Source organism: Deltaproteobacteria bacterium (genome assembly GCA_016874775.1).
Classification (GTDB): Bacteria; Desulfobacterota; Binatia; order Bin18; family Bin18; genus VGTJ01.
The window spans coordinates 1-14,811 of sequence record VGTJ01000159.1 but is presented as its reverse complement, the minus strand read 5'-3'; the positions used below and the strand labels follow the sequence as shown (position 1 = coordinate 14,811).

At 52.3% G+C, this 14,811-nt stretch carries 15 protein-coding genes; 10 read left to right on the top strand and 5 right to left on the bottom strand.

Annotated features, from left to right (window positions below; genetic code table 11):
* The first annotated feature begins 553 nt into the window (after positions 1–553).
* From FJ147_22130 to FJ147_22100, 7 genes are all read left to right on the top strand, one after another.
* On the top strand, positions 554–3,052 hold the full coding sequence (locus tag FJ147_22130; protein ID MBM4258584.1) for a hypothetical protein: 2,499 nt from the start codon (positions 554–556) through the stop codon (positions 3,050–3,052).
* A 370-nt stretch (positions 3,053–3,422) separates the two neighbouring features.
* Positions 3,423–4,598, top strand: a complete 1,176-nt coding sequence (locus tag FJ147_22125) for an isovaleryl-CoA dehydrogenase (protein ID MBM4258583.1) — start codon at positions 3,423–3,425, stop codon at positions 4,596–4,598.
* A 9-nt stretch (positions 4,599–4,607) separates the two neighbouring features.
* On the top strand, positions 4,608–4,814 hold the full coding sequence (locus FJ147_22120) for a hypothetical protein (protein MBM4258582.1): 207 nt from the start codon (positions 4,608–4,610) through the stop codon (positions 4,812–4,814).
* A 27-nt stretch (positions 4,815–4,841) separates the two neighbouring features.
* A complete protein-coding gene (locus FJ147_22115) occupies positions 4,842–5,393 on the top strand; it encodes a prepilin-type N-terminal cleavage/methylation domain-containing protein (protein ID MBM4258581.1) in 552 nt (183 codons plus the stop codon).
* Between the two features lie 71 nt (positions 5,394–5,464).
* Complete coding sequence (gene pilV / locus FJ147_22110) at positions 5,465–5,959, top strand: type IV pilus modification protein PilV (protein ID MBM4258580.1); 495 nt, start codon at positions 5,465–5,467, stop codon at positions 5,957–5,959.
* A complete protein-coding gene (locus FJ147_22105) occupies positions 5,956–6,672 on the top strand; it encodes a prepilin-type N-terminal cleavage/methylation domain-containing protein (GenBank protein MBM4258579.1) in 717 nt (238 codons plus the stop codon). Before pilV ends, FJ147_22105 begins: the two co-directional genes overlap by 4 nt.
* The gene (locus FJ147_22100; protein ID MBM4258578.1) at positions 6,669–7,703 is read left to right on the top strand and encodes a general secretion pathway protein GspK; all 1,035 of its coding nucleotides are present in this window, start codon (positions 6,669–6,671) and stop codon (positions 7,701–7,703) included. The genes FJ147_22105 and FJ147_22100 overlap by 4 nt, the downstream gene beginning before the upstream one ends.
* A gap of 158 nt (positions 7,704–7,861) precedes the next feature.
* On the opposite strand, the gene arsB is transcribed toward FJ147_22100, so the two are convergent.
* The 4 genes from arsB to FJ147_22080 form a co-directional block, all read right to left on the bottom strand.
* The gene (arsB, locus tag FJ147_22095) at positions 7,862–8,920 is read right to left on the bottom strand and encodes an ACR3 family arsenite efflux transporter (GenBank protein MBM4258577.1); all 1,059 of its coding nucleotides are present in this window, start codon (positions 8,918–8,920) and stop codon (positions 7,862–7,864) included.
* Positions 8,921–8,980: 60 nt separating this feature from the next.
* On the bottom strand, positions 8,981–9,511 hold the full coding sequence (locus tag FJ147_22090; protein ID MBM4258576.1) for a glyoxalase/bleomycin resistance/dioxygenase family protein: 531 nt from the start codon (positions 9,509–9,511) through the stop codon (positions 8,981–8,983).
* Positions 9,512–9,644: 133 nt separating this feature from the next.
* A complete protein-coding gene (locus tag FJ147_22085) occupies positions 9,645–9,998 on the bottom strand; it encodes a winged helix-turn-helix transcriptional regulator (GenBank protein ID MBM4258575.1) in 354 nt (117 codons plus the stop codon).
* Positions 9,999–10,046: 48 nt separating this feature from the next.
* Entirely contained in the window at positions 10,047–10,283 is a 237-nt protein-coding gene (locus tag FJ147_22080) for a hypothetical protein (GenBank protein MBM4258574.1), read from the bottom strand.
* 75 nt (positions 10,284–10,358) lie between these two features.
* Here FJ147_22080 and FJ147_22075 point away from each other — a divergent pair, with 75 nt between their 5' ends.
* Positions 10,359–11,561, top strand: coding sequence for a thiolase family protein (locus tag FJ147_22075; GenBank protein MBM4258573.1), 1,203 nt, complete (start codon positions 10,359–10,361; stop codon positions 11,559–11,561).
* 35 nt (positions 11,562–11,596) lie between these two features.
* Here the strand turns inward: FJ147_22075 and FJ147_22070 are convergent, their stop codons facing one another.
* Positions 11,597–12,094 carry a hypothetical protein gene (locus FJ147_22070; GenBank protein MBM4258572.1) on the bottom strand — a complete coding sequence of 166 codons (498 nt, stop codon included), beginning with the start codon at positions 12,092–12,094 and terminating at the stop codon, positions 11,597–11,599.
* A gap of 340 nt (positions 12,095–12,434) precedes the next feature.
* Between FJ147_22070 and typA the strand changes: the two genes are divergently transcribed.
* A complete protein-coding gene (gene typA / locus FJ147_22065; GenBank protein MBM4258571.1) occupies positions 12,435–14,270 on the top strand; it encodes a translational GTPase TypA in 1,836 nt (611 codons plus the stop codon).
* Between the two features lie 129 nt (positions 14,271–14,399).
* Positions 14,400–14,696, top strand: coding sequence for a hypothetical protein (locus tag FJ147_22060; GenBank protein MBM4258570.1), 297 nt, complete (start codon positions 14,400–14,402; stop codon positions 14,694–14,696).
* Positions 14,697–14,811: the final 115 nt, after the last annotated feature.

Sequence of the window (14,811 nt, the reverse complement as noted above, 5' to 3'; positions counted from 1 at the left end):
TCCACTACACCCGAAGTGATTCGAGACGCACTGGCGACGGTTTCTACCACACAAGTCCGGCAGTGGTGCCAGCAGCACCTGGGGCCGTCGCTCCAGGCCCAACGCCAACAGGCCTTCCGCCAGCTCACGCTAGCGGAAGAAAAGCAGGTCCACTTTCAACAGGCAGCGTGAGGCGTCTTTGCACCAGGCCAGGTTGGCTGTACAAAGAGAGCGCAAGCGGAGATCGCTGAAAGCTTGCGCATGAACCCACAGTTGACACTGCAAGCCATACGCGAGCGTGTCCCACATCAGAATTCTAGGCAGGCTGAGTATTTATTGGCGGCGTTACAGAAGGTGGGGATGCACTAAGGCTTGAGACTAGGGGCTAGGGACTTGGGGCTTGTGGGAGGAAAACCCAGCCCCTAACCTCTAGCCCCCAACCCCTATTCTGCCCCGTTATCAATCCGTTACACTTCCTTTCGCAAACCATCACACCTTCGTTTGTCTTTCTTTAGACATTTTTCTCATCACATCAGTAACGTGTCCTCCAATCCAGACTGCAATTGGAAGGAGGATGTTCGTTATGTTGCCACGAAGTTGGATGGAAGCGTATATCAAGTTTCTGCTGAAGTATCGTTGGCCGGTGTTGATCTCACTGACAGTCGTGACCCTTGTGCTCGGCTACCAGGCCGCGAAGATGCGGGTTAGCACCAACTTCTTTGACCTCTATCCACCAGGTCCCCCCTATATCCAACTCTATCAGCAATACCGCCGGATGTTTGGGACCGCCAACGTGTTGCTCATGGCTATTAAGGCCAAGGAAGGCGACATCTTTAACATCGAGACCATCAACAAGATCAATTGGGCGACGCTACAAGCACTAGAGACTGCGGGCGTCAATCCGTATCAGTTGCTATCGCTGACCTCTCCGAAGATGCGTAACATTCGCATTACTGGCGCGCTCATTACTGCCTATCCCATTATGTATCCTGGCCCACCGCAGACTCCGCAAGACATCGCTGCCATCAAGAAGGCCGTGTACACCAACGAAGGCGTGCACGGCTTCTACGTTTCGCATGATAATACGACCGCACTCATTACCGCAGGCTTCTGGGAAGAGGGAGTGGACTTTCGCAACCTCTACGATCGCATGCTGCGTATTCGCGCTGAGGTCGAGAAGGATGGGAAGCATGCCGTCTACCTTGCCGGGTTTCCGATGCTGTACTCCTGGATTTTCAGCTACAAGAACTACATTTTTGCCGTGATCGGTGTGACCATCGCTGTCATCCTGCTCATGCTGTGGTTCTACTTTCGGACGGCAACTGGTGTATGGGTGCCTTTTCTCTCGGGGACCCTCAGTGCCTTGTGGGCGCTTGGGTTTGCGGGATACTTCGGGTTCAACCTCGACCCATTGGTATTGGTAGTGCTGGTCCTCATTACCGCACGGGCGCTGTCGCATTCGGTGCAGTCGATGGAACGCTATCATGAAGAATACCACCGTCTGCAGAACAAGCAGGACGCGATTCTGTCATCCTATCTTGGGCTTTTTAGCCCAGCGCTGGTATCGATCGCTTCGGATGGTCTAGCGATCCTCACGCTGTCCTTAGCCCACATTCCACTCATTCAAAAGCTCGCTTATGTATCGAGTTTTTGGGTGTTCACTATCTCTATTAGTGTTGTGACCCTGCATCCCATTATCCTTTACTTCATTCCACCGCCCCCTCACGACCCCAAAGCAGGGCTGCGGTTTTCCGACAAACTGTACAACCAGATTAACCGCGCGATGGTCAGGATCAGCAGCGGGCAGTATCGCTATATGGTCATTGGTGGGTTCAGTGTCGCCATGCTTATTAGTATGGTCTACGCGCAGCGGTTGAAAATCGGCGATGTCTCGATCAATAAGGCCCTGCTGTATCCTGATCACGACTATAACGTCTCTTATGACCTGATCAACGAGAAATTCGTCGGCGCTTCGCAGTTGGTGATCTTAGCCGAAGGCCACCAAGAAGGAGTGATCAAAGATCCGCAAGTCCTGCAGACGTTGGAAAAGTTCCAACGCTATATGCAAGAACAGTCGCTCGTCGGTGGGAGCATCAGCATTACCACCTGGGCACGGCGGCTCTACCAAACGTTCCAAGAGGGCATTCCCAAATGGGCGATCATTCCTGACAACCCCCGTGACGTTGGCAATATCTTCTATCAGTTTCTCAATACGGTCGGGTCAGACGACTTGGACCGCTTTGTCGATAAAAACTCACAGAATGCCACGATCACCATTTTCTATAAAGACTACAATCATGAGACGGTAACTGGTTCGATCGCCAGAGCCCGCCAGTTCATTGAGGAGAATCCAGTCGAAAACATTACCTTTCGGCTCGCTGGTGGACTGCTCGGTATTCTGGCGGCAGTGAATGAAGAAGTGGAATGGTCATACAAATGGAACCTGATTCTGGTGATGGTCACGGTGTTCGTCTTGAGTGTACTGACCTATGCTTCTGTAGTTGGCGCGCTGATTGTGATGATCCAGTCGATTGTCGCGCAGCCATTGTCCGAAGCCATTATGTATTGGATGGGCATCGACGCCAACATCAACTCTCTACCAGTTGCTGCGGTCGGGATCGGAATTGGCATCGACTACGGGTACTATGTTCTCTCACGCATTGTCGAAGAATATCAGCGTCATAGAGACCACGACCAGGCTATTGAAGAAGCCCTGATGACTACTGGGCGCGCTATTTTGTTTACTGGTTCAACACTGACAGTGAGCGTTATTTTCTGGATCTTCTTTCCGATGAAGTTTCAATCGGAGATGGCGATCTTGTTGACGCTCTTATTGTTCTTTCATGTGGTGGGAGCACTCGCGTTCATTCCTGGCACCGTGTCGCTCTTGAAGCCACGCTTTCCACTGCCGAACCGGATTATGCTGTGGGTGTTGTTCGTGACTTTTGTTCCAGCGCTTGCTCTCTATTATTTTGATTACGCCAATCTGCTCAGCCTTGGACTGCTGGCACTTCTGGTCGCGACTGGAGAGCATTTCTGGGCGCAACGACACAGCGTGGGTCTGGAGTTGTGAGCATAACTAGGGGTTGGGGAATGGGGGTTGGGGGTTGGTACTCCACCTCCAGTCCCCAGTTCCTGAGCACTCTGTTCCAAATTCTCTCTTCCCTTTTTTCACCAACCCTTACTCCCTAATCTCCACCCCCATTTTTCAATCCCCAACCCCCAGTCCCTAACCCCCGCCCGCCCCTTAGTTGACAGCTCACACCTGCTCACGCAGGATTCAGAAAAGCTGTGAGCTATTAGCTTTCAGCTATCAGCCAGACGGATACGGAAGGCGTTGCCTAACTTCTGTCGCAAAGCCAAGTTTCCAGGATGCCCAGTTCCTGGTTTTGCTGAAAGCTGACGGCTGATTGCTGAACGTTTCCAAAAAGAGTGGAGTGTGCATGTCAACAATTGATCTTTTCAATCCGACGCCTGAGCATACGCTGCTTCGTCAAACCGTGCGCGATTTCACGCGTACAGAGGTCGAGCCACAAGCCTTAGAATACGACAAGCAGGAACGCTTCAACTTGCCGTTGTTTCGGAAACTCGGAGAACTGGGTTTGCTGGGCATCACGGTTTCGGTTGAGGATGGTGGAGCTGGAATGGACGCCACAGCCGCAGCCATTGTCCATGAGGAACTCTCAGCCGCAGATCCGGGGTTTTGTCTCGCCTATCTGGCGCACTCGATGTTGTTCGTCAACAATTTTTGCCATAGCGCCAATGCTGATCAGAAACACCGCTATCTTGGCAAGGTGATCTCTGGTGAATGGGTCGGCGGCATGTGCATGACCGAGCCGTCTGCAGGGACAGATGTCCTTGGCATGAAAAGTCAGGCCGTGCGGCGTGGCGACTCGTATTATTTGAATGGTCGCAAGATGTTTATCACCAACGGTGCGTTGGATGATAAAACCCTAGGGAATATCTTTCTCGTCTATGCGCGTACTGACAAAGGTATCAGCTCGTTTGTGGTTGAACGTGGCTTTCCGGGATTCTCCCTTGGGCAGCGGTTGCATGGCAAAGCTGGCATGCGTGCCTCGATGACTGCAGAATTAGTCTTTGAAGATTGCGTGGTGCCGGTCGTCAATCGTTTAGGAGAAGAGGGAGAAAGTACGCTTCATATGATGCGCAACCTGGAGATTGAGCGCGTAACCATTGCGGCTATGTCTACGGGGATTGCCGCTCGTTGTGTTGAGGTGATGACCAAATACGCGAGTGAACGCACGGCCTATGGCCAACCGATCAATGCTTTTGGTCAGATTCAACGCTATATTGCCGACTCGTATGCCCAGTATATGGCTGCCCGCACCTATCTGTACCATACCACGGCGAGAATGAACCTCGACAAACCAGGGCAACGCGTCGATTCCGACGGGGTCAAACTCGTGGCAACGACAATGGCAAAGAATGTGGCTGACAATGCGATGCAAGTCTTGGGCGGATACGGCTATTTCAATGAGTATGTTGTCGAAAGACTCTGGCGCGACTCCAAACTCTTAGAGATTGGCGGCGGCACGCTGGAAGCGCATCATAAGAACATTACCAAAGATCTGACACGACGAATGGATTTGATTCGTTAGGAGTTGTCCATGAATAGAGGTAATTGGAATCGTTTCATGATTGTCTTGATGGCGGCGCTCATCGTTTTTGGTCTTCAGCAGATTCTTGTCTCACCTGAACCCATGAATGAATCGCGTTATATGCTCAGTATTGGCATCGCGATCCTGGTGATCTTCCTGAAAATTGGGGAAATTCGCAAGACTGAAGGTAATGGGCAGAAACAGGCCGAAGGCTAAAGGCTACAGAGGAAAAATAGCAGAAGGATGACACGAGAACGTATGGAGTGCCAACTCTCCTCTTTTGCTTGTTCCCTGAGAGCGCGTGCTGTAAAGCATTGGGAATTGCGGACTCACTCATACTACAGGCGAATGTCTGGCTTCACCCTGTTGGAACTAGTTCTTGTGCTCCTCATCGTTGCAGTTGCAACCACGTTAGTCGCGCCGGCCATCGGGAGCCGCTTCACTTCTGCTGATCCTCGCCTGGTGATCGTGCAATTGCGGGCGGCAATGGAATTCTCTCGGGTGCGAGCAATTGAAGAGGGCAAAGAAGGCGTTCTCGTTGTTGCTCCAGAAGATGGACGTTATTGGCATGAAGGAGGTGGTGAGGGGGGGGGTATTCCGCCGGAGAGTGGTGTGCTGGTCGCACGTGGACGTTTTACGCGAGAAACTGGAGAGGTGGAGTTTCACTTCTATCCCGATGGGACAAACTCTGGCGGTGAAGTCCTCATCGAAAAACCCCGTAACGAAGGCGGAAAGATTTATCGCCTCACACTGAATCCATTGCTAGGGACAGCAACAATTCGCCGTGACAATTAGGGGCTAGGTGACAGGTGACAGGTGACAGGGAACAGACAAACGAGTCTAACGTTCAAAATGCAAAATGCAAAATGCAAAAGTGGAACTTTGAACGTTGGACTTTGGACTTGAGGCCTTGGACTTCAGTAACGCTCCGAACTCCGAATGGGTTTACGCTCTTAGAAGTGATGGTGGCCCTGGCTGTCTTGGCGATGGGAATCGCGGCAGTGCTCGAATTATTTGGTGGTGGGTTACGGCTGACGGCAAAATCCTCTAAGCGGACACAAGCTGTGGTCTACGCACAGAGTGTGATGGACCGCTTGCTTGCGCAGTCAACGCTCGATGATGGCAACGATGGTGGCGAGTTTCCCGGCGGATTTTCTTGGCGAGCTCGAGTGTCAGAAATCCGTCCGGATGATGATGCCTCGGCGTTACAACAGAAAAGTCAAAATCAGACGGAATTCTTTCGCCTCAAACAAATTAATGTTGAGGTCTCTTGGAGTGAAGGGGTGGGAGCGCAGTCCTATGCCCTGAGCTCGCTACGAACGGTGACCGACCAATCACAACCGCAAGCGCAAACACCATGAAGCGCCTCTCTCAGCAGGGTTTTACCTTTCTGGAGCTGATCATCAGCCTCACGATTGTGGCGCTGATTGTATTAGCTGTGAACGCTGCGCTTACCATCGGTCTCCAAGCTGCGGACAAAGGTCAAGGGCGCGGTTCCGAGAATCAGCGAGCACGAGCGGCCCTATCCTTGATCAATCGACAATTGAAGTCTGCCTATCCTTTGGCGTTGCAAACGGAAAAAGGGATTGCTGTGTACTTTGCCGGTAGACGTGACGAATTGAATTTTGTCGCTACGACAGCGCGGCCGGAAGTTGGTGGGCTTGAAAAAGTCACATATTTCATCCGACAGCAACGCGGACAGCGTAGCCTCTGGCTACGAACTTCTGCACCGACACTTCCGGCGGATATACTCAATGACCGTGAGGGTGGGTTGTGGCAGGAAACTGAAATCTTGCCAGACATCGACGGAATCACCTGGGAATATCTCCGGCAGCTACCAACCCAGAACCGCCAAGAGTGGGTTGATCGGTGGGACGGAAAAGAAGAACGCCAGTTGCCGTTGGCTGTGCGACTCTCCTGGCGGGCGCGACTCGGAGAGCTTCCCTTTGAGTGGCATGTCGAAGTACCGTTGACTGTACGATTCCCGCAAACAGAAATGCTCGCACCCGCGCAGGCGGGAGGACGTAGTGGGCGCCGTGGCCGTCGCGGGGCCCCCGGTGGTGATGGCCGATGAAAAATGAACGTGGGATTGTGCTCATTATCGTCATGTGGGCCATGCTGGTCCTCATGGTGCTGGCGGCTGAACTGTCGGTGAGTTCGCGAATTGAAGGGCGGACAACCAATGTCTACCAACAAGACACGGCAACCTATTACTTGGCGACGGCAGGAATACACCGTGTGATGTATCGCGTGCTTCGCGCCCAACAGCAGGGACGTAACTTTCTCAATATGGGGATCGGCGGACAGTTCGGACAAGCACGGGGAGGTGGTCTTGGACAAGCCCAAGGTGGCCAGAACACGCAGGGTGGAGAGGAGGAAGATGTCTGGCTTCGCGCTGATGGACGTTGGAAGAAAGAGGAATTCGGTGCTGGAGGCTATTGGGTGCGAGTAATCGATGAAGCCGGGAAGATTAACCTCAATCAAGTCGACGAGGCGACGCTACGGCAGACGTTTGTCAACCTTGGCTTCGATCAGGAAACCGGAGAATTACTCACTGACACCATTCAAGATTGGCGTGATACCGATCCATTAGTGCGACTCCACGGTGCGGAAAGTGATTACTATCAAAGCTTACCTATTCCCTATCCAGCCAAAGACGGACCATTTGATTCACTTGATGAGTTGCTGTTGATCCGTGGTGTGACGCCTGCCTTGTTCTACGGCAGAGAAGGCACAGCGTTACAGAAGATCTTTACTGTATACAATGGTGGCGGTGGTTCAGTGAACTTACTGACGGCGAATGCGCTGGTCCTTCGTGCCGTTCTTGGTGTTGATGCTGACGCAGCTCGGAACCTGGTACAACGCCGTGCCGAGTCGACGGGTGCGAATATTGGTGGCCTCTTTCCCGGCGGTGGTGTCGGGCGCAATATGAATTTTGGTATCCCACAGGTTGTGATGATCGAAAGTGTCGGCTATCTGAAGGATACAACCCTGACCCGCCGCGTCAGCGCGGTTGTGCAACGGATCGGAGTCAACGGATTCCGCTTCTTACGGTGGCAAGATCGCGTTGAGAATGGGGACCCGGTGCCGACTGACGGACAATAAGAACAGGGTTGGGAGTCAGGGATTAGGGATTGGAGGGAAAGAGTTTCTCCTTTCCCGTGCAAAGCCCAAGATCTAAAAACGTTTAGCGTTTCAAGTTTACGGCTGAGAACTTACGGATTACGCTCCACGGCACCCGCACCACATTCGTTGCTTTTCCTTCAACTGACAGCTTTCGCCCGAAGGTTTGGCAACGAAAAATACTGCCGTTGGAACCACAAGGCGACGTTTACCAACCCGACGAGTACCGGCACTTCTACCAGCGGTCCAATTACTGCGGCAAATGCTGCTCCAGAGTTGATCCCGAAAACGGCGACCGCCACCGCGATGGCTAACTCGAAATTATTGCTCGCTGCCGTAAATGACAACGTCGCAGTTTGTGAGTAATCGGCCCCGACTTTCCGTCCCATATAAAAACTGACCAGAAACATGATCACAAAGTAACAGAAAAGCGGGATGGCGATACGAACAACGTCGAGCGGAAGCTGGACGATCAAGTTGCCTTGCAGGCTAAACATAATGATGATGGTGAACAACAGAGCGATCAACGTGAGCGGGCTGATGAGCGGAATAAACTGCGAGTGATACCATTCTTTCCCTTTCAGATTGACGAGGACAAAACGTGTCAGCATTCCTGCGAGAAAGGGAATCCCGAGATAGATGAAAACGCTGTGGGCGATTTGCGCGATGCTGATGTTGACCGTGTTGCCTTGGAGCCCGAACCACGGCGGCAGAATTGTGATAAAGAGCCACGCATAGACGCTGAAGAACAAGACTTGGAATACACTGTTAAAGGCGACGAGCCCGGCACAGTATTCAGTATCTCCGCGAGCTAATTCGTTCCATACGATGACCATGGCGATACAGCGGGCAAGGCCTACCAGGATGAGCCCGACCATATACTCTGGGTACCCTCGCAGGAAGAGTAGTGCGAGAACGAACATCAGAATCGGCCCGATGATCCAGTTCTGAATGAGTGATAACTGCAAAACGCGCCAGTTGCGGAAGACACTACCGAGGTTTTCATAACGCACCTTGGCCAGCGGAGGGTACATCATCAGGATCAGCCCTAGGGCGATGGGGATATTTGTCGTTCCACTTTGGAACTGATTGATAAACGCTTCGATACCGGGAACGAGATATCCAAGCAAGACGCCGATTCCCATTGCCAAAAAGATCCACAGCGTGAGAAACCGATCGAGAAAAGAGAGTTGGTTCATGTCTACGGCCTTTCCATCAGATTGTGGATAGCGACACCCCAGCGGGGCGTCGCGACAGGATTAACAACATGTACGCTTCGTTTGAATCTGTACGAGAGGGGCATCGACTGGAGCTTTCGCGGTTGGCGCACAGCAGTTGGCGGCGGCTTCTTGTTGACTCGCTTGTTCATGCGGGGCCGACATACAACATGCGTTGTCTGGAGTCGAGTGTATCTCCGCATCTCCCAACAACGTATACATCTCCCATTGCATGCCGTCTGCATCATGAAGCCAGAACTTGTCCGCTTTTGCATAGCAACATGTCGTTCCCACCTGTTCACGGGTGGCGAGGCCATGCCCTTTGGTTCGTTGTAGCTCAGTGACGACAGTTTCACTGTCAGCGAAACGGATGCCAAGGTGGCTGACTGTTCCTGGTTCCCCTGGCCCAGGATTCAACGACAGAATCACTGGCGGGTCACTGAGTTCAAACTTGGCATAATCAGGTTTCACTTTTGCTGGCTCTCTGCCTAGGATCTTTTTATACTGTTCAATCGCCGTTGGAAGATCTTTCACTGTGAGTGCAACATGAAATGTATTCTGTGCCATTGTCATTCTCCTTCATTAAAATCAAGAAAAATTGATGAATGGAAACTAGGAAATTCCTCGTCATCGCTGTGATGGTGGCATAGTCAGTCTCCCTATATGTATCAAGAAAAATTGATGAATAAGGGCAAAAAAAGAGGCTTTAGTTACAACATGCGGGTGCTTTCTTCCTGAGTTCCCGGCAACAGTCAGTGAGCGAACAGAGGAAGTGTTCCAAGTCTTCGACGACCTCAGGATTTAAGGCGTAATACACCCAGCGTCCTTCGCGACGGTCCTTTAAGATACCGGCGTCTTTCAGCGTTTTCAGATGAAACGAGAGGCGCGACTGAGCAGAGTCAAGCAGGTCGGTTAAATCACACACGCACTTTTCTCCATCGCTCAGTCGATCAACGATTCGTAACCGGGTCTCGTCAGACAGGGCGTGAAACCACCGCGCCACTCGTGGGACGAAATCTTCTCGTAACGGAAAAGTAGCTTTTTTTGCAGCCGAAGTCATGGGAAGAATATATCAATTTTTTTTGATATGTCAAGAAGTGAAAAAAATCTATTCCTCTTCATCTTCGAGTTCTTGTTCCATCGCGGTCGCTTGCTCTTCGAGTTGCACTTGGAGCGAACTTAACGCTTCAAAGATTGAATCGACCGCTTCGCGGAAGTCATCTTCCATCGTCACGGTCCCGTTGGCTACCCGTTCTTCGCAGTCGCGACTGATCTCCGCCATCGCAAACTTTGCGGCTTTGACGAGACCGACCCACTGTCCCACGACCGCCAATGCATCATCCATAATTCATGCTCCTTCCTGTTCGCTGTTTCACCTGCTAGACTTTGCACCCTATCACGTGAGACGAAGGAGGCCAGTATGCGACAAGTTGCTGTTGTTGGTGCGGGCATGACCCGCTTTGGTAAACATCAAGATCGCAGCATGAAGGATCTCGCACGCGAAGCGGTAGAAAATGCACTGCGAGCGGCAGGGATAGAGAAAGAAACGATTGAAGCTGCGGCTGTTGGGAACGCCGTCGCTGGCCTTATCACCGGACAAGAATGTATCCGCGGCCAGGTAGTATTACGCGAAATGGGTATCGGTGGGATTCCGGTTATCAACACTGAGAATGCCTGTGCTAGCTCCTCAACGGCCTTCCATTTGGCGTGGCTGTATGTGGCCTCGGGAATGTATGACACCGTACTCGCAGTGGGCATGGAAAAACTCTTTCATCCTGACAAGAAGAAAACCTTCGAGGCCATTGGCAGTGCGATTGACCTTGAAATCGCCGATGAATTTGCCCGGCAAATGAGCGGAGAGCAGGCTGCTGGCGCTGGTGAGTCGCGCAGTGTGTTTATGGACTATTACGCCAATCTCGCACGAGCCCACATGGCACGCTATGGCACGACCCGCGAGCAATTTGCCCGTATCGCCGCAAAGAATCACACCAACGGGAGCCTCAATCCTCATGCGCAGTTTCAGACTCCTCGTACAATGGAAGATATTCTTGCCGCGCCACTGATTGCAGAGCCACTCACACGCATGATGTGTTCGCCGATTGGTGACGGGGCTGCTGCCGTCGTGATCACGACGGCTGAGAAAGCGCGTCAACTGACGTCCAAGCCGGTCTACGTACGCGCCTCGATTGTGGCCTCAAGCCAGCAACACGCAGAGGGTGCTCCTGGAATTGTGACCAACGCTGCGCAGAAAGCCTACAAGATGGCAGGCATCAGTCCGCAGGAAGTACAAGTTGTTGAAGTGCACGATGCGACCGCACCAGCCGAACTGATCGTGTATGAAGAGTTGGGTCTGTGTAGCCCTGGGGAAGGTGGCAAAATGATTGATGATGGAGTCACCACGCTTGGCGGTCGAGTGCCGGTCAATCCCAGTGGTGGTCTTCTTGCCAAAGGCCATCCAGTTGGCGCGACTGGTGTAGCGCAGATTTCCGAGATCTTTTGGCAGTTGCGTGGCGAAGCTGGCAAACGTCAGGTGGCAGGAGCCAAAGTTGGACTGACGGAAAATGGCGGTGGCGTGCTAGGAAACGAGAACGCTGTCGCGTCTGTGCACATCTTTACCCTGTAGAAGGAACCGGGGCACGGCATGCCGTGCCCCGGAGATTATTCGGTCCAAGAGCTTTCCACTTCGAGTTCGGGCTCTGCCTCTTCGTCATCGAAGCGGGACGCTGGTTCTTCCGCCGTACGCTTTCCTACTGGTTTCTTCTTTATTGGCTGCCAAGCTCGATCTTTCCAATGACCACTTGGGAGTGGCTCATATAAGCGTGCATGGTAGGCAAGTAACGTCTCTTTTGAATCTGCCCGGCCAAACATCATTCCGTTCACCCATAATTCCCAGCCTGGACGTTTTTGCCCATCAGGGCCAACGAGTGAACAGGAGCGAAATTCGAGAGAAGAGGATGATGTCGACGTCTCTTTGACGTAGGAGGCCTGGCGTTGGCTGTTTTGTGGTACCGGCTTCGTGCTGGTGTGGTCCTGGGATGTTTTAGGGTGGGCGCTAGAAGCCGTTTTGGCGCGCGCGGCTCTCTCCCGTGTTGTGGTCGGAACTGACTTTTCTCCGCCCGATTTGGGGCGTTGCATCCCTTTATGTTTCTGCTGCATAGGCATAGTCTCACTTCTCGTCAAGTTACTGAATGAACTTTCCGATGTGTGTTCAGCCAGGGTTCTGTGCACATCATATGGATGCAGAACAGCTTGAACCTCCTATCGGGGGGAGCCCTGGGATTAGGTGAAAACTCGGGTGTATGCTAACATTCCCCAGACTTTCCCGTCTTTATGGTATCGACGCTACGAGAAAGACCTTTAACCTCGTGAGGGGAAAACGTTAATCCTGGCTGACTTTCGATAAGAAATCCGGCACAATAGTTTTGTTCGGTCAAATATCTTTATATGAGGTCAGCTCTCTCTGACCTCTTTTTCCCAATTCGTAAGGAGGATCCCATTGCAGAACGGCACGCCACGGCGCGATGATATTCGTAATGTTGCCATCATCGCCCATGTTGACCACGGAAAAACGACCCTGATTGATGCGCTCCTACGGCAGAGTGGAACTTTCCGGGTGAAGGAACAAGTTATTGAACGCGTGATGGATTCATTTGAGCTGGAGCGCGAACGCGGGATTACGATTCTCGCGAAGAACGCTGCTCTCACGTATAGCGGAGTGAAAATCAACTTCGTCGATACACCAGGACATGCCGATTTCGGCGGTGAAGTCGAACGCGCCTTGGCGATGGTCGATGGAGTCATGTTGCTGGTCGATGCCTCAGAAGGCCCACTGCCGCAGACGCGCTTTGTCTTGAAAAAAGCCCTTGAAGCTGGCTTGCCACCGATTGTCTGTATCAACAAGATTGATCGCCCTGATGCTCGTATTAATGAAGTCCTTAACGAGGTCTATGATTTGTTCATTGATCTCGATGCCACTGAGGAACAACTGGAATTTCCCGTTGTCTATACCAATGCCCGAGCCGGAGTTGCCAAACGCAACCTCGCTGAAGAGTCGGACGACCTCCGGCCGTTGTTTGATCTGATTGTCTCGACCTTGCCTGGACCAGTGAGCAATCCAACGGCGACTGCGCAGTTTCAGGCCAACAATCTTGATTACAATGACTATGTGGGCCGCCTAGCCATCGGACGCGTCGTTAATGGGGTACTGAAAACTGCGGGATTGTACACGCTTTGTCGTCTGGACGGCTCTCAGGTGCCATGTAAGATCGTGCAACTCTATACCTGGCAAGGACTCAAGCGCGTAGAAATCGCTGAGGCCAAAGCGGGTGAAGTCGTCGCCATTGCTGGCATCGAAGAAATTCAAATCGGCGAAACCGTTTCGGATCGTGAGTCCCCCAAGCCGCTTCCGGCTATTCGTGTTGACGAGCCGACCATTTCGATGATTTTCGGCGTGAATACCTCTCCCTGGTCTGGGCGAGAGGGGCAGTTTGTCACGTCACGAAAAATTCGCGAGCGTCTCGAAGCCGAAGTGCGCAAAAATGTCAGCCTGCGAGTGGAAGATATGGACCTGCCTGACTCTTTTCGCGTGCTTGGGCGTGGTGAGTTGCAGCTGGCAATCCTGATCGAGACCATGCGTCGTGAAGGCTACGAACTGCAAGTATCAAAACCGACGGTGGTTACCAAACAGATTGATGGGATCGAGCAAGAGCCCATGGAGTTGCTTTTTGTCGATGTGCCAGAAGAATATATTGGTGTGGTCACGCAACTGCTAGCGGTCCGCCGTGGGGTGATGACAAAGATGGAGCATGAAGGTTCCGGCGGACGCGTGCGCCTTGAATTCTCCGTGCCGTCCCGCGGGTTGATCGGCTTTCGTTCACATTTTCTCACCGATACACGGGGAACTGGTATCATCAATGCCCTGTTCAATGGATATGCCCCCTGGCAAGGGAATATCCAGAGCCGCGTGAATGGCGCTCTGGTTTCTGATCGTGAAGGACCAGCGGTGCCGTATGCCCTTTTTCATTTGCAAGAACGAGGGATACTCTTCGTTCCGCCTGGAACACCGGTCTATGAGGGGATGATTATTGGCGAGTATTCGCGTGATACCGACCTCGATGTAAACGCATGTCGCGAGAAGAAGCTGACCAATATGCGAGCCGCGGGGCGCGATGAGAATATCCAACTTTCGCCACCACGTGAAATGGGACTCGAAGCTGGCTTGGAGTGGATTGCGGATGATGAACTCGTCGAAATCACTCCCCAATCGATTCGCTTGCGTAAGAAGATTCTACAACAGCAGTTTCGTCCAAAACGGAGAGACAATCGCCAATAAGCAGCAGGCTTAAGACCTCACGCAAAGAGTCGATATGTGTCATTGCCCTAAAATATTCGGGGGGATACCTCTTTTTCTTACCGAAGGTTCATGTCCTAGTGTCTGTACTGTTCTATCTAGCGAGGTGATATGTCGCTCTCACTTCTCCACATCTTCTCTTCTTTCCACGCTTCTTCAACGACATGGCTCACATCACCACGAGATCGTCGCGCAAGATTACTCGTGGCCATAGCCGTGAGTAGTCTTCTTTCTTGTCTGATCCCGACCAATGCCATAGCACGAACGCTGCAAGTCGGTAGTGGAAAAACCTACGCTCTACCAAGTCAAGCTGCAGCGGCAGCTTCTGATGGCGACACCATCGAGATTGATGCTGGTGTGTATTCACGTGACGCCGCGACATGGAAGGCGCATAACCCATCCCTGTAAAGGTCGGTTGACTACCGTCGCATCGCCAGAATCCGCGCAGTCGATACGTGCGTTTGTTTTTTGCCACTCAGTTTGTGAGGTACTGGCTTCTTCGGCCCGCGTTTGGACTTGGTGT

Excerpts from the sequence above, each read along its gene's own strand:
- FJ147_22130 (MBM4258584.1), top strand. The coding sequence starts at position 554 with ATGTTCGTTATGTTGCCACGAAGTTGGATGGAAGCGTATATCAAGTTT.
- FJ147_22125 (MBM4258583.1), top strand. The coding sequence starts at position 3,423 with ATGTCAACAATTGATCTTTTCAATCCGACGCCTGAGCATACGCTGCTT.
- FJ147_22120 (MBM4258582.1), top strand. The coding sequence starts at position 4,608 with ATGAATAGAGGTAATTGGAATCGTTTCATGATTGTCTTGATGGCGGCG.
- FJ147_22115 (MBM4258581.1), top strand. The coding sequence starts at position 4,842 with ATGACACGAGAACGTATGGAGTGCCAACTCTCCTCTTTTGCTTGTTCC.
- pilV (MBM4258580.1), top strand. The coding sequence starts at position 5,465 with ATGCAAAAGTGGAACTTTGAACGTTGGACTTTGGACTTGAGGCCTTGG.
- FJ147_22105 (MBM4258579.1), top strand. The coding sequence starts at position 5,956 with ATGAAGCGCCTCTCTCAGCAGGGTTTTACCTTTCTGGAGCTGATCATC.
- FJ147_22100 (MBM4258578.1), top strand. The coding sequence starts at position 6,669 with ATGAAAAATGAACGTGGGATTGTGCTCATTATCGTCATGTGGGCCATG.
- arsB (MBM4258577.1), bottom strand. The coding sequence starts at position 8,920 with ATGAACCAACTCTCTTTTCTCGATCGGTTTCTCACGCTGTGGATCTTT.
- FJ147_22090 (MBM4258576.1), bottom strand. The coding sequence starts at position 9,511 with ATGACAATGGCACAGAATACATTTCATGTTGCACTCACAGTGAAAGAT.
- FJ147_22085 (MBM4258575.1), bottom strand. The coding sequence starts at position 9,998 with ATGACTTCGGCTGCAAAAAAAGCTACTTTTCCGTTACGAGAAGATTTC.
- FJ147_22080 (MBM4258574.1), bottom strand. The coding sequence starts at position 10,283 with ATGGATGATGCATTGGCGGTCGTGGGACAGTGGGTCGGTCTCGTCAAA.
- FJ147_22075 (MBM4258573.1), top strand. The coding sequence starts at position 10,359 with ATGCGACAAGTTGCTGTTGTTGGTGCGGGCATGACCCGCTTTGGTAAA.
- FJ147_22070 (MBM4258572.1), bottom strand. The coding sequence starts at position 12,094 with ATGCAGCAGAAACATAAAGGGATGCAACGCCCCAAATCGGGCGGAGAA.
- FJ147_22060 (MBM4258570.1), top strand. The coding sequence starts at position 14,400 with ATGTCGCTCTCACTTCTCCACATCTTCTCTTCTTTCCACGCTTCTTCA.